Genomic DNA, 16081 nt, shown 5'->3' on the forward strand with positions numbered 1-16081 from the left:
GGCTGAGCTTACGACAGCCTGACAAGTCCGCGAATCGAATCCTGGCCGGCGCCCACCCATGCCCGCAAACAGAAAACCCCGCTCGGGGGTGAGCGGGGTCGTCGGTTGGGTATGGAGGCCCGGTGTTGGTCCACCGGGCGGGACGACACTAGGCGATCAGGCTTACGGGTGCCTGACGGCCGCATCGAGGCCCGCGCGGGAGAGAGCCGCAGACTGGCCCCGCACCGGTCCCAATTTGGTCACCCGATCGCAACACTCGAGCCACAGCCGCAAGCGAGATTCCGCAAGGTCCGGTGCTGCCATGGGGGAAACGTGGCACGCCGGCAACGGGGTGGCATCATGGATAACGTAGAGCGGTCGTTCGCCGCCGCGACGGCGATTGGCTTCGTCGTGCTGGTGATCGGCATCGGGCTGCTGGCGCTGATGTAGGTCCGGCCGGCATGCGCGGGTGGGGAGATGGCAGCGGGGCCAGGCCGGCATGCGCCGGCGGCTGGCACTGTCTTTCAAGAAATTGGAAAACAACCCCATGCACAGTAGGCGGGCTGGGGATTTCGCTGTTCGATCAATGATTTAGAAGTAGTACCTAGGTACCTTTCGCGCGCAGTCGGCCGTGAGGCGGGCATGGCCGACGCGTGATGCCGGGCTCGCTAATGAACCTTGATCACGTCCAGGGGCAGGTGGAGCTCGGCGGCACGCTCCTGGCGGTCCTTCTTGCGGAACTCGTTTTCCTTCCGCTCGAACTTGACCATCTCCTCATGCGCCGCCTCCAGCAGGCGATTGCGCCTGGTTGCATCCTGGTGCGTGTTTTCCGTCATGACCGAGATCCCCACTGTTGCGGTCCAATCCAGAGAAGCCGCAGACCGCGAAAAGGTTCGATGCCGCAAGATTGCGGAAGCATGACGGCGCCCTGCTCATGCGTCTTTGATGCATGTCAGCTTCAGTCGAAGGAGGTTGCTGCGAGATCGGAATCAGAGGCGTTGACGCGCAAGTTCTGAGAGCCTCACCGAGAGGCCTCCAACCGAAGCGGTCTCACTGCCCCCCGTGGGTCGGTCAAAATCCCCCGGGTATGGTCACTTGAAACTCCCCCACCTGATGATCGCCGTCAGCGCCGCTGAACAGCAGTAGCCGGTCAGGCAGGACGTTTATGTTCGACCCCTTTAGCCAGCAAGGGGCCGGGGAGTTGAACGTCTTGAAGCGACATCTGCAAAGCACGGTATTTACATTACTTGATCGCAACGCCAGCCAGCGCGAGATCCACAGGCTGACGGGGGTCGATCGCAAGACGATCCGGCGTTACCGGGCGCTGCGGGCTGGTGCGGAGGCAAATTCCCCCGGGGAAGTGACCACCGGCACGGTGAGCGCGGACGACCAAATTCCCCCACCCCGACCACCGGCTTTTGGGGTGTCGGAAGCGACAGCCGCCTGCAGCCTGGCCCGCTCGGCCTGCGAACCGCATCGGGCATGGATCGAAGAACAGGTCCGCCTGAAGCGGAATGCGCAGGCGATTTACCAGGACCTGGTCGATCGATTTGGCTTTCCGTCCAGCTATCAGAGCGTCAAGCGGTTTGTGCGCACGTTGCGACACAGCGATCCCGAGCAGTTTGATCGACTTGAGTTCCTGCCTGGCGAGGAGGCCCAGGTCGACTATGGCGAGGGCGCTCTGACGATTGATCCCAGGAGCGGCCGGTACCGCCGTCCCCGCCTGTTTGTGATGACGCTGCGCTACTCGCGGCGCAGCTTCCGGCGGGTGGTCTGGAAGTCCAGCCAACACGTCTGGGCGCAGCTCCACGAAGAGGCGTTCCGGTATTTTGGCGGGGTCCCCAGCTATGTCGTGCTCGACAATCTGAAGGAAGGCGTCCTCAAGCCGGATTTGTACGAGCCCGAGCTCAACCCGATTTACAGCGCGATGCTGGCTCATTACGCCGTGGTCGCCGATCCCGCGCGGGTGGCCGATCCCAATCGGAAAGGCTGCGTCGAGAGTGCGATTCAACATACCCAGGGCACCGCGCTGGCCGGACGGCGCTTCGAGACACTGGAAGCCCAGAACGAGTTCCTGAGGCACTGGGAGGAGAATTGGGCCTCCAAGCGCATCCACGGCAGCACGCGCCGTCAGGTCGAGGCGATGTTCCAGGAAGAGAAGCCGCACCTGCGGCCGCTGCCTGTCGCTCCCTTCCGCATCTTCACCGAAGTCGTCCGGACTGTCTGCGACGACACCACCGTACGCGTCGACAACAGCTATTACGCCGCGCGGCCCGCGCCGATCGGCAGTCAGGTCGTGGTGCGGATCTACGCCTCCACGATCGAGATCCGTGATCGCCACACCCGTGCGCTGCTGCGTGTTCATTCCCGGATGACGCACCCCGGTTCTGTTGTCCTGCCGACCAGCGAACGGCCGTTCAATCCGTCGCGGCAAACCGCCGTGCTGCTGGCGAGCGCCGAGCGCATCGGGCCGCAGACCAGGGCGCTATGCCAGCAAGTGTTCGACACCGAGGGGCGCCCCGGACAGCGCGCGATGTGGGGCATTGTCGGGCTGGGCCGGAAGTATCCGGCGCGGCTGGTCGAGCAGGCCTGCGCGCACGCCATCGACAACCGCATCTACCGCTACAAGCACGTGCGTGCGACCGTCGAGCGGTTGTTCGAACAGGCGATTGAGCAGGTTGGAGTGACGCCACAGCCGGCATCGCCGCTCACCCAGGATCATCCGCTGATCCGTACCCCCGCGGAATACGGCGACCTCTTCAGCCGCGCTGTGCGGCGCGACGCCGACGATAATGGTCGGCAGGCCGAGGCTCACGACGATCACGCCACGGCAATCCGCGCTCGTGTCGCCTGCGCAACCCCGGCCAGCTCCGGCGCCACGAGCGCTCCCGCTGCACCTTCTCACCTTAAACTGGAGACCTAGCCACATGATGACCATGCCGGAAATTGAGCGTTGCCTACGACAGCTGCGCCTGTCGGGTGTCCGCGACACGCTGCAGACGCGCGTGCTCCAGGCGCAGGGCGCCAACCAGCCCTTCCTCGAGACCTTCTCCCTTATCCTGCAGGATGAACTGGACCGTCGTCAGTCCCGTCTTATCGAGCGGCGATACCAGCAATCCGGGCTCGACGAAAAGCTGACGCTCGCCGAGTTCGACTGGTCCTTCAATCCCAAACTGCCACGTCAGACCTGCTTCCAGCTCCACACCCTGGCGTTCATTGCCGCTGGCGAGAACGCTCTGCTTGTCGGCAAACCTGGCACCGGGAAGTCGCACATCGCCAAGGCGATTGCCTATCAGGCGATCCTGCAAAGCCACAAGGTCCAGTATCTTGAGACCGACGACTTCTTCCACCGCTACGCCCTGAACTCTCCGGCACAACGCGAGGTCCGGCTGCGAACCATCATCGACTGCGATCTCCTCGTGCTGGACGATCTATTCCTCGCACGCGCCATCCCCGACGACGCCGGCACTTTGCTGCAGACCCTGATCCATCAGCGCTACAAACTGCGCCGCAGCGTCATCGTCACCTCCAATCGCGTCGTGCAGGATTGGGGGGCATACCTTGGGGACAACACTATGAGCACGACGATCCTCGATCGCCTTATGCATCATTGCCATCTGCTTGAGTTCGACGGACGCAGCTATCGGCTCAAAGAAGCCGCTGAAGCTCTTGCCCGGGAAACAAACTCAAACTAACAGTCCCTTGTCCTGCCTCGCGGGTGGAGGAATTTGACTGACCACACCCGGAGGAATTTGAAGTGACCCGCGGGGCACTGCCGCCTGCTGATATCGAAGACGAACCTGACCTGCATCACAGGGCCATAGGTGTCCCTGACTTCAATCGACATCCTGTGACTTTGCGCGCCTTTGAAGTTTTGCACGGAGTCCCACGAGAGGCCGGCGAGCGCGCGAGCGGCTTCTTCCTGCACCGCGAGCAGGTCTCGCAATTCTACGCCTTCTTCGTCGGGAACAATCTCGTCCCCGTCGCGCAGGTCGAAGTAATAGATGGCCATCGCAGGCGCTCTCCAGAATGCAGGCGGGAGCGCGCATCTCTCTCAGTCACCGGCGCCTACGGCAGAGCCCCGGCCGGTGATGGGGGACAATGAGTTGGCTGCCAGTTGGTTGCAGCCTTCAATCCGGCGGTTGCAGTCCGGGCGATCTCAGCCACTCGCTGATGTGAGCGCCGATCTCGGCCTGCCGGGCTTTGCGGATTGTACGCTCACGCTCGATGCCTGGTGGAAGCGATCTGGCTTCCGCATGGAGTCGCTGCGCTTGTTCGGCAAGGCGCTCTTCAAGGGACGTGGTGTGCTTGACATGGCGTCGCTGCATGGCGCTGCTCCTTTCCGGAGGAGGCGGGAGCGCTGGTGGCGTTCTCATCACCGATCAAAGCCAGGGGGCGCGCGGTGACGGCACAGTCTGACATGTCCGCTGCCGGACACATGGTCAATCTTGACCACCTCGGGAAAAGTCAACGAAAGCAAATCAGCCTCCGCGATCTTCAAACCGGCCGCTGAGGCCGGCCACTGCCACGGCCTTAATTCGAGGCGAGAGGCTTGGACGGTTCCTTGCCGCTCCTGCCAGCACCAAAATCCGGGTGCTGTCCAATTGGGACACCCGCAATACCGAATTGGGACACCCGAGGGATGCCCCTTTTGAGCAGTCACGACTTCCCGCTAACGGGCATAGGCTGAATTGGCCCACCGGACGGATCCAGCCCCAGTCCGGAGAGCAGGCGGCCCCACCGCGCATCCAGCGAGGCGGGGCCGCTGCATGTGGGGCACTCGCCTGCAAATCCTGACTAAGCCGATTGCCCCATCGCCCGGGGATGGCGCCCTGGTGCATGTTGATGCGCCTGGGCCGGCGGTAGCCTTGGCTGGCCCAGTACCTTGGCCCCAGCTCCCCGTTCCCCTTGAGTTGGGGCCTTTTGCTGTCCGCAAATAAAAACGCCGCCCGCTCAAATATGGCGCGGGCGGCGGCTTTCCAGCCCCAGGGGGGATGATGCAAAACCCCGGTAATCCTTCGTCTGCACACCCTATGCCAAGGTTCATTGTGCCGGAGCAGGACACCCGCGGAGGGGTATCAGGACCCAATTCGGTTTAATGCCGATCGAACTCCAGAAGGACCCCAACGTCATTCAGCCTGGAACACTGGGAATCAGCGAAGGAGCCGCCGACAAACAGGACTACTGGCCGCCAACTGAGGCGGCCTTTATTTATTTATTTCCAGGGATCTGAGCAAAACCGAACATGCAGGATCGCCGAAGCGGTTCATGCTGAGGTCATGACCGCAAAAGCGAAAAAGCTCACCCATGAAGAGTTCGCCTCTTTGCTCGCGGTCGGTCATGCGGCTGCAAATAGCGCTGCGCCTGCGATCCCTGCCAAACATCGCGCCCGATTGATCGCGCTAGGCTACATGGTCTTTCTTCAGGGCAGGCTGCGAATGACCACGCCGGGACGAATCCGGATCTATGCCGGGCAACTCGATACCTGAGGCGTGCCTTGCGCCTACGCTGGCTTTGGCGGTTGAAGCCCCGGCGATGTGAGCCACTCGCTCATGTGCGAGCCGATCTCGGCTTGGCGGGCTTTGCGCAGGAGGTCCTCTCGTTGAGGACCATGGGGGAGGGCTTTGGCCCGTTCGCGGAGACGTTTCGCTTCTTCGGAAAGTCGCTCCTCAAGAGGGACGGTTTGCGTGAAACGACGGCGCTGCCTCATGACACAACCTCGTCTTGGTCTTTACGGGTCCTAACCGCAGGGTTTGAGTTCTTGCGAGCTTAATATGCAGTCAGCCTGCCTTCTGTTCCAAAGTGAACGTTTCAGGGTGTTCTTCTGGTGGTCAGGGTGTTCTTCTGGCGGAACGCCCCGGCCCTTATACGCTACACCCATAACGAGTTAATCCAATACGCGCATGAACAGGTTGTGTCCGATCAAGAACAAATTAGGACATTTCCGAATTCAGCTTAGGACACTGGGGGTTAAATACGGACAGTACCGAAATCCGCAAAAGAACATATTGCGAACCAGGAACAAATGGGGTACATTGCTTTTATCGCCGGCCCGCCTCGCCAATCGTTTGTCCCCCTAGCGAATCCTCGCCATAAGGAGCACGACCCAATGTCCGCAACTGCCCTGCGTATCGTCGAAGGATCTTCCATGGACAAGAGTAAAGCTCTGGCCGCCGCGCTCTCCCAGATCGAGCGCCAGTTCGGCAAGGGCTCGGTGATGAAGCTCGGCAAGAACGATCGGTCGATGGACGTCGAGGCGGTGTCCTCCGGTTCCCTCGGGCTCGACATTGCGCTCGGCATCGGCGGCCTGCCGAAGGGGCGCGTCGTGGAAATCTACGGGCCGGAATCCTCGGGCAAGACCACGCTGGCGCTGCACACGGTGGCGGAAGCGCAGAAGAAGGGCGGCATCTGTGCCTTCATCGACGCCGAGCACGCGCTCGACCCGGTCTATGCGCGCAAGCTGGGCGTCAACATCGACGAGCTGCTGATTTCGCAGCCGGACACCGGCGAGCAGGCGCTGGAAATCTGCGACACGCTGGTGCGCTCGGGTGCGGTGGACGTTCTGGTGGTCGATTCGGTCGCGGCGCTGGTGCCGAAGGCCGAGCTCGAGGGCGAGATGGGCGATGCGCTGCCGGGACTTCAAGCGCGGTTGATGAGCCAGGCGCTGCGCAAGCTGACGGCCTCCATCAACAAGTCCCACACCATGGTGATCTTCATCAACCAGATCCGCATGAAGATCGGTGTGATGTATGGCTCACCGGAGACCACCACCGGCGGCAACGCGCTGAAGTTCTACGCCTCCGTCCGCCTCGACATCCGCCGCATCGGCGCGATCAAGGAGCGCGACGAAGTGGTCGGCAACACCACGCGCGTCAAGGTGGTGAAGAACAAGCTGGCGCCGCCCTTCAAGCAGGTCGAGTTCGACATCATGTACGGCGAGGGCGTTTCCAAGATGGGCGAGATCCTCGATCTCGGCGTCAAGGCCGGCATCGTCGAAAAGTCCGGCGCCTGGTTCTCCTATGACAGCCAGCGCCTCGGCCAGGGCCGCGAGAACTCGAAAGCGTTCCTGAAGGCCAACCCCGACATCACCGCCAAGATCGAGACCGCGATCCGCCAGAACTCCGGCCTGATCGCCGAGCAGATTCTGGCCGGCACCCCTGAGCGCGACGCCGACGGCGAGGAGCCGGCGGACGAGTAAGTCTTAACGCGGAGAGTTTTTCGCGAGGAGCGGGCACTGAGGACGTTGAGTTGCCGACGTCTTCGGGGCCCGTTTCGTTTTGCGTGGGGGCGGGCGCATCGACGATGAAGCGTATGATCCTGACCAGTTCGTCCGGCGTCGGTCTCACCTACGCGGACCGCGCCGACATGGTTGTTCCGCTCATCTTTCGGTTCGTGTCGGGGCCGCTGCCGACGTCGCATCACCTCCAGACCTATCTCACGGGAGGCTCTTTCAGAGGCGATCCGGAGGTGCGTTGGTCCGATCTTGTTGCCCGGTCTCCCGACACTGGTCTCGCGCACAAGGAGCTCCCGCTGGTTTGGTTCTGCGAGACCTATGGCGTCGAGCTCATCGAGCTGTGGTTTGATCCCAGCCCGAACAATCAATTGCAGTTGGTCTGGATCCTCGATTATCTCCGCGCCGAACCCTACATGGCCGAGCGCCTGAAATTGCGACTGGTCGATTTCGATTTGCTCGGAGCAGACGTCGCGGGGCTTCGCGAGCGTACCGTGCGGGCGCTCGATGTGACGGAGCGCGACTTCGAGGTCGCCCGCATGGCTTGGGAGGCCTACCGGGCGCCAACGCCGGAGTTCTGTTCCGGATTGCTCGGCAGGGATTTCCCCAGGCTACCCTTCCTGAAGCCGGCGATGGAAGAATTGCTGGCAGAACTGCCGTCACCAATCACCGGACTGGGTGCGACGGAAGCGCGGCTTCTCGAATTGATTGCGAGGGGACACAACCGTACCAAGGAGCTGTTTCAGCCGGGCGGGCTGCTCGAAACGCGCGTGTTCGACCAGTGGGAGCTCGGCCCTTTGCTCGAAGGGCTCGCGTCCGGTCCGATGCCGGCGGTCGCGGGTCTCGATTCGAAACTCGCAACCCTCGCCCCGCACGATGCGCGAGGTCGCAACGCCGCCTATCGGCGGAGCCGGCCGCTGCTGACGGAGTTCGGCAAGGCGGTGCTTGCAGGCCGGGAAGATTTCCGCAGCCACAATCCGATCCGGCGCTGGTGGGGCGGCACGCTCCTGACCAACGAGCGGCTCTGGCGCTGGGATGCGCAAAGCCGTTCGCTCGTGGCGCCTTGAGCTAGGTTGCAGGATGGGTAGAGGGCAGCGAAACCCATCGCTTTCCTATCGCCGGAAGGAGAACGTAGTGATGGGTTTCGCTGCGCTCTACCCATCCCACGAAGCTACGAATCCCTTACTCCGCCGCTTCCGCGTAGTCGCTCACCGGCGGGCACGAGCACACCAGGTTGCGGTCGCCATAGACGTTGTCGACGCGTCCGACCGGGCTCCAGTATTTGTCGGTGCGCGAGACGCCGTCGGGGAAGCAGCCCTCGGCACGGCTATAGGCGCGGGCCCACGCATCGTCGGCGATGTCGTGCACGGTGTGCGGGGCGTGGCGCAAGGGCGAGGCCTCGATCTTGAAGCGGCCGGCCTCGACCTCGGCGATCTCCTTCCGGATCGCGATCATGGCGTCGCAGAAGCGGTCCAGCTCCGCCTTCGATTCCGATTCGGTCGGCTCGATCATCAGCGTGCCCGGCACCGGGAAGCTCATGGTCGGCGCGTGGAAGCCGTAATCGATCAGCCGTTTGGCGATGTCGTCAACGGTGACGCCGCTGGTCGTCTTCAGCGCACGCGGATCGACGATGCACTCATGCGCGACGCGGCCCTTCGCGTTCTTGTAGAGCACCGGGAAATGCGCATCGAGCCGTGCGGCGATGTAGTTGGCGTTGAGGATCGCGATCTCGGTGGCGCGCTTCAGGCCTTCGCCGCCCATCATCAGGATGTAGATGTAGGAGATGGTCAGGATCGAGGCCGAGCCGAACGGCGCGGCCGAGACCGGCCCGACCGGTGCGTCGCCTCGCGTCGCCGGATGGCCCGGCAGGAACGGGGCGAGATGCGCCTTCACGCCGATCGGGCCCATGCCCGGGCCGCCGCCGCCATGCGGGATGCAGAAGGTCTTGTGCAGATTGAGGTGGCTGACGTCGGCGCCGTAATCGCCGGGCCGGGACAGGCCGACCTGCGCGTTGAGGTTGGCGCCGTCCAGATAGACCTGGCCGCCATGGCCGTGGACGATGTCGCAGATCTCGCGGATATGCTCCTCGAACACGCCGTGGGTCGAGGGATAGGTGATCATGACCGCGGCGAGGTCATTCGCGTGCTTGTCGGCCTTGGCGCGGAGATCGTTGACGTCGACGTCGCCGTTCTTCTCGCAGGCAACCACCACCACGTCCATGCCGACCATCGCGGCCGAGGCCGGGTTGGTGCCGTGGGCGGAGGAGGGGATCAGGCAGATCTTGCGATGCGCCTCGCCGCGCGCAGCATGATAGCCGCGGATCGCGAGCAGCCCGGCATATTCGCCTTGCGCGCCGGAATTCGGCTGCAGCGAGATCGCGTCATAGCCGGTGATGTCGCACAGCCACTTCTCCAGCCGCGCGAACAGCGCGTGATAGCCCTTGGCCTGCTCGCGCGGGGCGAACGGGTGCAGGCTGCCGAATTCCGGCCAGGTCAGCGGCATCATCTCGGTGGTCGCGTTCAGCTTCATCGTGCAGGAGCCGAGCGGGATCATGGCGCGGTCGAGCGCGAGGTCGCGGTCCGAGAGCTTGCGCATGTAGCGCAGCATCTCGGTCTCCGAGCGATGCGCGTGGAACACCGGGTGGGTGAGGAACGCGGTCGTGCGCTTCAGCGCCTCCGGCAGCGCCTCGCGCGTGGTCGCATCCAACTCGGCATAGGAAAGCTGGCCGCCGAAAGCGCGCCAGACCGCTTCGACCGTCGCAGGCGTCGTGGTCTCGTCGAGCGCGATGCGCAGGGCAGCGTCACCGACGCCGAGATTGATCTTCTCGCCAGCGGCGCGCGCGACGATCCCGGCGCGCCCAGCACCGGCATCGACGCTGACCGTGTCGAAGAAGCTGTCAGACTGCGGCGCAAAGCCGAGCTTGCGCAGGCCCGCGGCGAGCACGGCGGCGCGGCGATGCACCTGGCGTGCGATCTGCGAAAGCCCCTCGGGGCCGTGATAGACCGCATACATCGCGGCGATCACGGCGAGCAGCACCTGCGCGGTGCAGATGTTGGAGGTCGCCTTCTCGCGGCGGATGTGCTGCTCGCGGGTCTGCAGCGCGAGGCGGTAGGCCGGCATCCCGCGCGAATCCACGGAGAGGCCGACGATGCGGCCGGGCAGCGAGCGCTTCAGCGCATCGCGCACCGCCATGTAGGCCGCGTGCGGTCCGCCATAGCCCATCGGCACGCCGAAGCGCTGCGCCGAACCGATGGCGATGTCGGCGCCGAGCTCGCCGGGCGAGGCGAGCAGTGTCAGGGCCAGCAGGTCGGCGGCAACGATCGCAAGTGCGCCCTTGGCCTTCAACGCCGCGATCGCGGGCCTGAGGTCGCGCAACGCGCCCGATGAGCCCGGATATTGCAGCAGCGCGCCGAGCACGTCGGCCTTGTCGAGATCGGTGAGGGGATCGCCGACGATCAAATTCCAACCCAGCGGCTCGGCGCGGGTGCGCATCACCGCCAGCGTCTGCGGATGCACGTCCTTGTCGACGAAGAAGGCCTTTGCTTCGACCCGCGAGTGCCGCTCCGCCAGCGCCATCGCCTCGGCGGCCGCGGTGGCCTCGTCGAGCAGCGAGGCGTTGGCGACGTCGAGCCCGGTGAGGTCGCAGATCATGGTCTGGAAGTTGAACAGCGCCTCCAGCCGGCCCTGGCTGATCTCGGGCTGGTAGGGCGTGTAGGCCGTGTACCAGGCCGGATTCTCCAGGATGTTGCGCTGGATCACCGCAGGCAGGATCGTGCCGGAATAGCCTTGGCCGATCAGCGAGGTGAAGACCTGGTTTTGGGCAGCGAGCTCGCCCATATGCGCGATCGCCTCGGTCTCGCTGAGCGGCTTGCCGAGATCGAGCGGGGCGGCCTGTCGGATCGAGGCCGGCAGCGTCTCCGCCATCAGCGCGTCGACGCTCTTGGCGCCGACGGTCTCCAGCATCGCGGCGACGTCGCGCGCCGACGGGCCGATGTGGCGGCGAGCGAAATTGGTGGTGTCGCCGTTGGATTTGCGGTGCGCGGTCATCATGGGTCCTCGCTTTAGATTTCGCTGTCGCCGTCATGCCCCGCGAAGGCGGGGCATCCAGTAAACGCAGCCATCACGGCTAGAACCGAGAAGCCGCGGCGTACTGGATCGTCCGCCGTCGCGGACGATGACACCGAATGTGAGGTCAGAGTTCGCTTCATCTCACGCCGTGTGGGCCTTGTAGGCGGCTTCATCCATGAGGCCGCCGAGTTCGCTCTTGTCGGCAATCTTGATCTTGAAGAACCAGGCCTTGCCTTGCGCATCCGAGTTCACCAGCGCCGGCTCGGCGGCGAGCGCATCGTTGGTCTCGAGCACCTCGCCCGTCACAGGCGCGTAGACGTCGGAGGCGGCCTTCACGGACTCCACCACGGCGGCGGCTTCCGCCTTCTTCAGCGCGCGGCCGAGCTTGGGCAGCTCGATGAACACGACGTCGCCGAGCTGCGACTGCGCGTAGTCGGTGATCCCGACGGTGGCGACATCGCCCTCGATGGCGAGCCATTCATGGTCGGAGGTGTACAGCGTCGTGGTCATTTCTGAAGTCCTCAGCGTTTGTAGGTGTTTTTCACGAAGGGCATGGCGGCGACCGTCATTGGCAGCCGCTGGCCGCGCACCTCGGCGAACAGGCTCGTGCCGAGCGCGCTCGATGCGGTGGGCACGTAACCCATCGCGACCGGCACGTTCAGGCTCGGGCCGAAGCCGCCCGATGTGACTTGTCCGATCGGCTCGGCGGATGCGCTATCAGCAAACAGCAGCGCGCCCTCGCGCACCGGCGCGCGGCCTTGCGCGCGCAGGCCGACGCGGCGGCGGGCCGCACCCTGGTCGAAATGAGCGAGAATCTTCTCGGCGCCGGGGAAACCACCCGCGCGCGCGCCGCCGCTGCGGCGGCTCTTCTGCACCGACCATTCCAGCGCGGCCTCGACCGGCGTGGTGGCGGTGTCGATGTCGTGGCCGTAGAGGCAGAGCCCGCCTTCCAGCCGCAGGCTGTCGCGGGCGCCGAGGCCGATCGGCATCACGTCGGGGTTTTCCAGCAGCGTTTTGGCCAGACGCTCGGCGTCCGCGGCGGGAACCGAAATCTCGAACCCGTCCTCGCCGGTGTAGCCGGAGCGCGAGACGAAGCACTTGATGCCGGCGACCTCATGCGGACCGGCGTCCATGAACTTCATGGACGGCGCCTCTGCACAGAATTTCGCCAGCACCGCTTCCGCCTTCGGACCCTGCAGCGCGATCAGGGCGCGGTCGGCGAGCGAATCAATGACGCAGTCGTCCGAGAGATGCGCGCGCAGATGCGCCTCGTCCTCTGCCTTGCAGGCGGCGTTGACGACCAGGAACAGGTGGTCGCCGAAATTGGCGACCATCAGGTCGTCGAGAATGCCGCCATCGGCATTGGTGAACTGGGCGTAGCGCTGCCGCCCCGGCGCAATCGCGACGATATCCTGCGGCACCAGCCGTTCCAGCGCGCGGGCGGCGTCCTCGACCTTGCCGGATTTCGGCAGCAAGCGGAGCTGGCCCATGTGGGAGACGTCGAACAGGCCGGCCTGGCTGCGGGTATGGAGGTGTTCCTTCAGCACACCAGCGGGGTACTGCACGGGCATGTCATAGCCCGCGAACGGCACCATCTTGCCCCCGAGGGACACATGAAGGTCGTAGAGGGGCGTACGTTTCAGGGAGTCTTGGTCGTGAGCTAGCATCACAGGGGCCCTCGGCGGTTCCCCGGGGACGATTCCCCGAGCCAACCAGTCGAAGCCCCATCTGTCGCTGTGCCTGAGAGTATTATCCCGTCGGCGGACGCTGTCCGAGCCTCAAGCTCGTCGGCGCCTCTTTCCAGATGCTGTCAAAGCCACGCGGTCCTTTTGCCTGAGAGTTTCCGGGGCGGTTGCTCCTTCGGCGCCGGCTGCCTAAAGCCGGTCTCTCCCGACGTGGCCGTACGATACAGATGGGTACAGACCACAGGCCAGCCAAGCCTGTCAACGCGCACCTGGCGTCTTTCAACGGGATTGAGCGCCTGCGGCAACCCTCTGATCTCTCTGCACAGTTTCTGGACAGCGAAGCTGGCCTTGTCTAAAAGCGCTTTGGCCCGCAGATATCAGCCTTAATTTCCGGTTTGGACGGCGGTCGCGGGTCCGAACACACCCGATTGGATGAACATGAGCGGCGTCAACGAGATCAGGTCGACCTTTCTGAACTTCTTTGCCGAGAACGGCCACGAGATCGTGCCGTCCTCGCCATTGGTGCCGCGCAACGACCCGACGTTGATGTTCACCAATGCCGGCATGGTGCAGTTCAAGAACGTCTTCACCGGCGTCGAGAAGCGGCCCTATCAGCGCGCCACCACCTCGCAGAAATGCGTGCGCGCCGGCGGCAAGCACAACGACCTCGACAATGTCGGCTACACCGCGCGCCATCTCACCTTCTTCGAGATGCTCGGCAACTTCTCGTTCGGCGACTATTTCAAGGAGCGCGCGATCGAGCTCGCCTGGAAGCTGATCACGAAGGACTTTGGGCTCAACAAGGACAAGCTGCTCGTCACCGTCTACCACACCGACGACGAGGCGCATGGGCTGTGGAAGAAGATCGCGGGCTTCTCCGACGACCGCATCATCCGCATCCCGACCTCGGACAATTTCTGGGCGATGGGCGACACCGGGCCGTGCGGCCCGTGCTCGGAGATCTTCATCGATCGCGGCGAGCACATCTGGGGCGGACCTCCGGGCTCGCCGGAAGAGGACGGCGACCGCTTCCTCGAATTCTGGAATCTCGTGTTCATGCAGTACGAGCAGGTGACGAAGGAGGAGCGCGTGGATCTGCCGCGTCCCTCGATCGACACCGGCATGGGCCTCGAGCGCATGGCCTGCATCATGCAGGGCGTCGACAGCGTGTTCGAGACCGACCTGTTCCGTCACTTGATCGACGCGACGGCCTCCGCGCTCGGCAGCGGGCCGAACGAGCAGACCGTGGCCTCGTTCCGCGTCATCGCCGACCACTTACGCTCCTCGGCCTTCCTCGTCTCCGACGGCGTGCTGCCCTCCAATGAAGGCCGCGGCTACGTGCTGCGCCGGATCATGCGCCGCGCGATGCGCCATGCGCAGCTGCTGGGTGCGAAAGAGCCGCTGATGCATCGGCTGGTCTGGGCGCTGGTCCGCGAGATGGGCCAGGCCTATCCGGAGCTGATGCGCGCGGAGAAGCTGATCGAGGAAACGCTGCGGCTGGAAGAGACCCGTTTCCGCAAGACGCTGACGCGCGGCCTCGCCATCCTCGACGAGAAGAGCGCTTCGTTGAAGAAGGGCGACATGTTCGACGGCGACGTCGCCTTCACGCTCTACGACACCTACGGCTTCCCGCTCGACCTGACGCAGGACGCGCTGAAGTCGCGCGGCATCGGCGTGGACCAGTCCGCCTTCACCGATGCGATGGAGCGCCAGAAAGCCAAGGCGCGCGAGTCCTGGAAGGGCTCGGGCGAGGCGGCTTCCGAAGCGATCTGGTTCCCGCTGCGCGAGAAGCTCGGCGCCACCGAATTCCTCGGCTACGAGACCGAGAGCGCCGAAGGCGTGGTCTCCGCGCTGGTGAAGGACGGCCAGGAAGCCGCCAGCCTCAAGGCCGGCGAGACCGGCGCACTGGTGCTGAACCAGACACCGTTCTACGCGGAGTCCGGCGGCCAGGTCGGCGACACCGGCGTGCTGCTAGGCGAAGGCGGCGTCAAGTTCCGCGTCACCGACACGCAGAAGAAGCTCGGCGATCTCTTCGTCCACGTCGGCACGGTCGAGAGCGGCGAGCTGAAGCTCGGCACCGCGCTCCAGCTCGAGGTCGATCATTCGCGCCGCTCCTCGATCCGCGCCCATCACTCGGCGACGCATCTCATCCACGAGGCGCTGCGCCAGGTGCTCGGCGACCACATCGCCCAGCGCGGTTCGATGGTCGCGCCCGACCGGCTGCGCTTCGACTTCGTGCATCCGAAGCCGATCACGGCGGAGGAGCTTGCCCGCGTCGAGGACATCGCCAACGACGTGGTGCTGGAGAACGACGAGGTCACGACCCGCGTCATGGGCGTCGATGAAGCTCGTGAGGCCGGGGCGCGCGCGCTGTTCGGCGAGAAATACGGCGACGAGGTCCGCGTCGTCTCGATGGGCAGGACCGCGCGCGAGCGCGGCGCCAACGCGCTCGGCTGGTCGGTCGAGCTCTGCGGCGGCACGCATGTGCGGCGCACCGGCGATATCGGCCTGATCACGCTGACCGGCGAGAGCGCGGTCGCCTCGGGCGTGCGCCGCATCGAGGCGCTGACGGGCAACTACGCGCGCAAGCACGCCAACGACACCATGGCGCTGGCGAAGACCGCGGCGAACGAGCTGCGCACCTCGATCGACGACGTGCCGGCGCGCATCACCGCGCTGATGGAGGAGCGCAAGAAGCTCGAGCGCGAGCTCTCCGACGCCCGCAAGAAGCTCGCGATGGGCGGCGGTGCTGCCGCCAGCAATGGCGCAGCCTCCGGCGTGCGCGAGGTCGGCGACGTCAAGCTGATGGCGCGTGCGGTCGAGGGCATCGAGATGAAGGATCTCAAGAGCCTCGCCGACGACGGCAAGAAGCAGATCGGCTCCGGCGTGGTCGCCATCGTCGGCGTCACCGGGGACGGCAAGGCCGGCATCGTGGTCGGTGTCACCGCCGATCTCACCGCGCGCTTCAACGCCGTGAACCTCGTGCGTGTCGCCTCCGAAGCGCTCGGCGGCAAGGGCGGCGGCGGCCGCCCCGACATGGCGCAGGCCGGTGGCCCCGACGGTGCCAAGGCGCCCGAGGCGCTTGCGGCGATCGAAAAAGCCATGGCGGGCGCGTGAG

At 64.7% G+C, this 16081-nt stretch carries 12 protein-coding genes and 1 riboswitch; of the genes, 6 read left to right on the top strand and 6 right to left on the bottom strand.

Features of this window, described 5'->3' with window-relative positions:
• Nucleotides 1-647: 647 nt before the first annotated feature.
• The gene (locus tag EI171_RS44785; protein WP_171463785.1) at nt 648-815 is read right to left on the bottom strand and encodes a hypothetical protein; all 168 of its coding nucleotides are present in this window, start codon (nt 813-815) and stop codon (nt 648-650) included.
• Between the two features lie 329 nt (nt 816-1144).
• On the opposite strand from EI171_RS44785, the gene istA reads away from it, so the two are divergent.
• The gene (gene istA, locus EI171_RS18565) at nt 1145-2902 is read left to right on the top strand and encodes an IS21 family transposase (protein ID WP_161532270.1); all 1758 of its coding nucleotides are present in this window, start codon (nt 1145-1147) and stop codon (nt 2900-2902) included.
• A gap of 4 nt (nt 2903-2906) precedes the next feature.
• A complete protein-coding gene (gene istB, locus EI171_RS18570) occupies nt 2907-3674 on the top strand; it encodes an IS21-like element IS1631 family helper ATPase IstB (protein ID WP_038952109.1) in 768 nt (255 codons plus the stop codon).
• Here istB and EI171_RS18575 read toward each other — a convergent pair.
• Complete coding sequence (locus tag EI171_RS18575) at nt 3671-3991, bottom strand: hypothetical protein (RefSeq protein WP_371740517.1); 321 nt, start codon at nt 3989-3991, stop codon at nt 3671-3673. The two genes, istB and EI171_RS18575, sit on opposite strands and share 4 nt — an antisense overlap.
• Before the next feature lie 118 nt (nt 3992-4109).
• Nucleotides 4110-4307, bottom strand: coding sequence for a hypothetical protein (locus tag EI171_RS18580; RefSeq protein ID WP_074076772.1), 198 nt, complete (start codon nt 4305-4307; stop codon nt 4110-4112).
• A gap of 951 nt (nt 4308-5258) precedes the next feature.
• Here EI171_RS18580 and EI171_RS18585 point away from each other — a divergent pair.
• The 3 genes from EI171_RS18585 to EI171_RS18595 all read left to right on the top strand — a co-directional run bounded on the left by EI171_RS18585 (nt 5259) and on the right by EI171_RS18595 (nt 8277).
• Nucleotides 5259-5468: a hypothetical protein gene (locus EI171_RS18585; RefSeq protein WP_011088501.1), complete on the top strand. Its 210-nt coding sequence runs from the start codon at nt 5259-5261 to the stop codon at nt 5466-5468.
• 620 nt (nt 5469-6088) lie between these two features.
• Nucleotides 6089-7177, top strand: coding sequence for a recombinase RecA (recA, locus tag EI171_RS18590; RefSeq protein WP_011088499.1), 1089 nt, complete (start codon nt 6089-6091; stop codon nt 7175-7177).
• A gap of 104 nt (nt 7178-7281) precedes the next feature.
• Nucleotides 7282-8277 (top strand): hypothetical protein, encoded by a 996-nt coding sequence (locus EI171_RS18595; protein ID WP_171463784.1) that lies wholly within the window; start codon nt 7282-7284, stop codon nt 8275-8277.
• Nucleotides 8278-8392: 115 nt separating this feature from the next.
• Here EI171_RS18595 and gcvP read toward each other — a convergent pair whose 3' ends face one another.
• The 3 genes from gcvP to gcvT form a co-directional block, all read right to left on the bottom strand.
• A complete protein-coding gene (gcvP, locus tag EI171_RS18600; protein ID WP_161537034.1) occupies nt 8393-11257 on the bottom strand; it encodes an aminomethyl-transferring glycine dehydrogenase in 2865 nt (954 codons plus the stop codon).
• A gap of 162 nt (nt 11258-11419) precedes the next feature.
• Nucleotides 11420-11788, bottom strand: a complete 369-nt coding sequence (gcvH, locus tag EI171_RS18605; RefSeq protein ID WP_011088496.1) for a glycine cleavage system protein GcvH — start codon at nt 11786-11788, stop codon at nt 11420-11422.
• 11 nt (nt 11789-11799) lie between these two features.
• The gene (gene gcvT, locus EI171_RS18610) at nt 11800-12945 is read right to left on the bottom strand and encodes a glycine cleavage system aminomethyltransferase GcvT (protein WP_161534352.1); all 1146 of its coding nucleotides are present in this window, start codon (nt 12943-12945) and stop codon (nt 11800-11802) included.
• Nucleotides 12946-13090: 145 nt separating this feature from the next.
• A riboswitch (glycine riboswitch) is annotated at nt 13091-13181 on the bottom strand.
• Between the two features lie 220 nt (nt 13182-13401).
• Here gcvT and alaS point away from each other — a divergent pair.
• Nucleotides 13402-16080: an alanine--tRNA ligase gene (alaS, locus tag EI171_RS18615; RefSeq protein ID WP_161534353.1), complete on the top strand. Its 2679-nt coding sequence runs from the start codon at nt 13402-13404 to the stop codon at nt 16078-16080.
• Nucleotide 16081: the final 1 nt, after the last annotated feature.

The sequence above is a fragment of the Bradyrhizobium sp. LCT2 genome, assembly GCF_009931255.1.
Classification (GTDB): Bacteria; Pseudomonadota; Alphaproteobacteria; order Rhizobiales; family Xanthobacteraceae; genus Bradyrhizobium; species Bradyrhizobium diazoefficiens.